Source organism: Burkholderia sp. E168m23, assembly GCF_016586125.1.
GTDB lineage: Bacteria > Pseudomonadota > Gammaproteobacteria > Burkholderiales > Burkholderiaceae > Burkholderia > Burkholderia orbicola.
The window spans coordinates 1-2,812 of the sequence record NZ_BCPP01000928.1 but is presented as its reverse complement, the minus strand read 5'-3'; the positions used below and the strand labels follow the sequence as shown (position 1 = coordinate 2,812).

General features: G+C 63.5%; 2 protein-coding genes and 2 pseudogenes. 3 read left to right on the top strand and 1 reads right to left on the bottom strand.

From position 1 onward, the window contains the following. Window positions 1-84: 84 nt before the first annotated feature. The 3 genes and pseudogenes from JMF90_RS32105 (at window position 85) to JMF90_RS32095 (ending at window position 2,315) form a co-directional block, all read left to right on the top strand. Window positions 85-912 carry a transporter substrate-binding domain-containing protein gene (locus JMF90_RS32105; RefSeq protein ID WP_006481303.1) on the top strand — a complete coding sequence of 276 codons (828 nt, stop codon included), beginning with the start codon at window positions 85-87 and terminating at the stop codon, window positions 910-912. 63 nt (window positions 913-975) lie between these two features. Continuing rightward, window positions 976-1,625, top strand: a pseudogene (locus tag JMF90_RS32100) (amino acid ABC transporter permease). Between the two features lie 27 nt (window positions 1,626-1,652). Then, window positions 1,653-2,315, top strand: coding sequence for an amino acid ABC transporter permease (locus JMF90_RS32095; RefSeq protein ID WP_006481301.1), 663 nt, complete (start codon window positions 1,653-1,655; stop codon window positions 2,313-2,315). A gap of 185 nt (window positions 2,316-2,500) precedes the next feature. On the opposite strand, the pseudogene JMF90_RS32090 reads toward JMF90_RS32095, so the two are convergent. Next, window positions 2,501-2,812, bottom strand: a pseudogene (locus JMF90_RS32090) (tryptophan--tRNA ligase); the annotation flags it as partial.

The window sequence follows — 2,812 nt, the reverse complement described above, 5'->3', positions numbered from 1 at the left end:
TTGACGACGGATGCGCCGGGCGATGACCGGGCAGGCGTCAATCCGGTCATCCAGTCACTTTTCGATTCGAACGGAACACGTCAGATGAAACGATCCAAGTCCTGTACTTCGCTGTTCGTGGCATTGATCCTCGCGGCAGCCAGCGTGGCCGCACATGCCGAGAGCCTGCTCGATCGCGTCAAGCAGCACGGCGAGCTGGTGGTGGGGACCGAAATGCAGTTCGCGCCGTTCGATTTTCTCGAAAACGGCCAGCAGGCCGGCTTCAACAAGGCGCTGTTCGCGGCCGTGGGCCAGATCATCGGCGTGAAAGTACGCTTCATCGATCTGCCGTGGGAAAGCGTGCTGCCCGGGCTCGACGCGGGCAAGTTCGACATGGTCGCGGGGCCGCTGACCGTCACGAAGGCGCGCATGGAGCGCTATGCGTTCTCGTTGCCGATCGCGGAAGCCACCGATGCATTGCTGAAGCGAACCGGCGACGGCAGTCTCAAGACCTCTGCCGATATCGCGGGTAAAGTGGTTGGCGCAGGCAAGGGCAGCGCGCAGCTCGAGCAGTTGAAGAGCTACGCGGCGACACTGCCGAAGCCGCCGACGATCCGCGAATACGTCGACAACAACCAGGCGTATGCAGACCTCGCAACCGGGCGCATCGTCGCCGTCGCCAACTCGCTGACCAACATCGCGTATGTCGCGAAGCAGCGCCCGGCGGTGTTCTCGGTGGTGCAACCCGCGTTCGGCGCAAAAGTCTACTTCGCCTATGCGCTGCGCAAGGATGCGGACAGCGCGTCGCTGGCCAATGCGTTCAACGCGGCGCTCGTCGCGTTGAACAAGAACGGCACGCTTGCGACACTGCAGCACAAATGGCTCGGCGTCGCGACCGCAATGCCGGCCGAGATGCCCACGCCGAACTATTGAGTGCCACGTCCGGGCAGCAGCATCGATACGCTACCGCCGGGCAACCCTACCGGGCAACCTGCCATGTTCAGCCTGAACACCTTCATCGACGGCCTGCCGTTGCTGTTCCACGCGACGCTGATGACGCTCGAAGTCTCCGCAGCCGGGCTGGTGCTCGGCTTCTGCATCGGCCTCGTGGTCTGCTGCGGACGGCTTGCACCGCACGTTGCGATTCGTGCCGCCGCCGGTGCGTATGTCCGGGTGTTTCGCGGGGTGCCGCTGCTCGTGCAACTGCTGCTCGTCTACTACTTCCTGCCGTTCGTGGGCCTCAATGTGCCGCCCGTGATGGCGGCCGTCAGTGCCGTGTCGCTGTGCTCTGCCGCGTATATCGCCGAAATTCTCCGTGGCGGATTCGCGAATCTCCCGAAGGGCCAGCTCGAGGCGGCGACGATGCTCGGGTTCTCGGCAACAGATCGTCTGTGGAGGATCCAGGTGCCGCAGGCCGTGCGGATGACTCTGCCCTCGCTCGTCAACGAAATGGTGCTGCTGATCAAGGCGTCGTCGCTCGTCTCCGTGGTCGGGGTGGCGGAGATCACGCGAACCGCGCAGAACATCGCCGCCAGCAGTATCAGCCGCTCGAGGCTTATGTTGCGGCCGGGATGATCTATTTTCTGCTCTGCGGTTCGCTGGCATTGATCGCGCATGGCGCGGAGCGACGCCTGCGCGCGGCATGACGCGTCAGTGACTTGCCGGAGACCCTCATGCTGACTTTCCATCCCGATGTGCTCGTGAACAACTTGCCGGAGATCGGCGCGGGTCTCGCGATGACCGTGGCGACCTGGGCGGCGAGTACGCTCGCAGGGGCGGCGATCGGTTTCGGTGCGGCGCTTGCGCAGCAGGCGGGCGGCCGCTTCGTACGCGCGGCGATTCGCGTCTATGTGGAGCTGTTCCGCGGCACGCCGTTTCTCGTGCAGCTCTTTCTGCTGTACTACGGCGGCCCCGCATTCGGATTGACGTTCGATCCGTTGACGGCAGGTGTGGTCGGCCTTGCGCTCTATGCGGGTGCCTATTTCACCGAGGCATTTCGTTCCGGATTTTCAGCCGTGCCGCAGGGGCATGTCGAAGCGGCCTCCTGTCTCGGCCTGAGCCGCTGGCAAACCACCTTTCGCGTGCAATTGCCGCAGATGATGGTGCTGATCCTGCCGGCGCTCACCAATCTGGCCATCGTGTTGAGCAAGGAAACCGCCGTCCTGTCGATCGTCACCGTACCGGAACTGACATTCGTGCTGACCGGTATCGGCTCGGCGAGCTTCGCGTTCGTCGAGACATTGCTCGCACTATCCGTGTGCTACCTGTTGCTTGTCGAAATGGCGACGTGGGCCGGCACGGCCGTCGAGCGTCGCGTCGCGCGTCGGCTTGCATGATTCGCTATACCGCGTCGCTTTGCTTCCCCTGATCCGGGCCGATTGCAGCATCGCGCAGCCGATCTTTTGCTTCGACGGAATGCCCGCGACGGAAGGTGTTCGAATCGTTGCCGGTTACGCTCCCTGTCGATGTTCATGTCGGGCGTGCATGGCGCGGTGGGTGCAATGCACGCCGGCATCGCCGCTCAATCGAAATACGTCAACCCCATCGCCCCCTTCACCTCCGCGAGCGTCGCCCCCGCCACTTCCCGTGCATGCAGCGTGCCGCGTTTCAGGATCGCCATCACTTCGGCCTTGTCGGCCTCGAATTCGCGGCGGCGTGTGCGGATGGGCTCGATCAGTGCCTGCAGCCGCTCGTTCAGCACGCGCTTGACGACGCTGTCGCCGAGGCCGCCGCGGCGATAGTGCGCCTTCAACTCGTCGCGTAATAACTTCGTATAGCATACATTATACGAAGTTATACGATGGAACACCATGCCGATGTCGCGCTGGTGCGG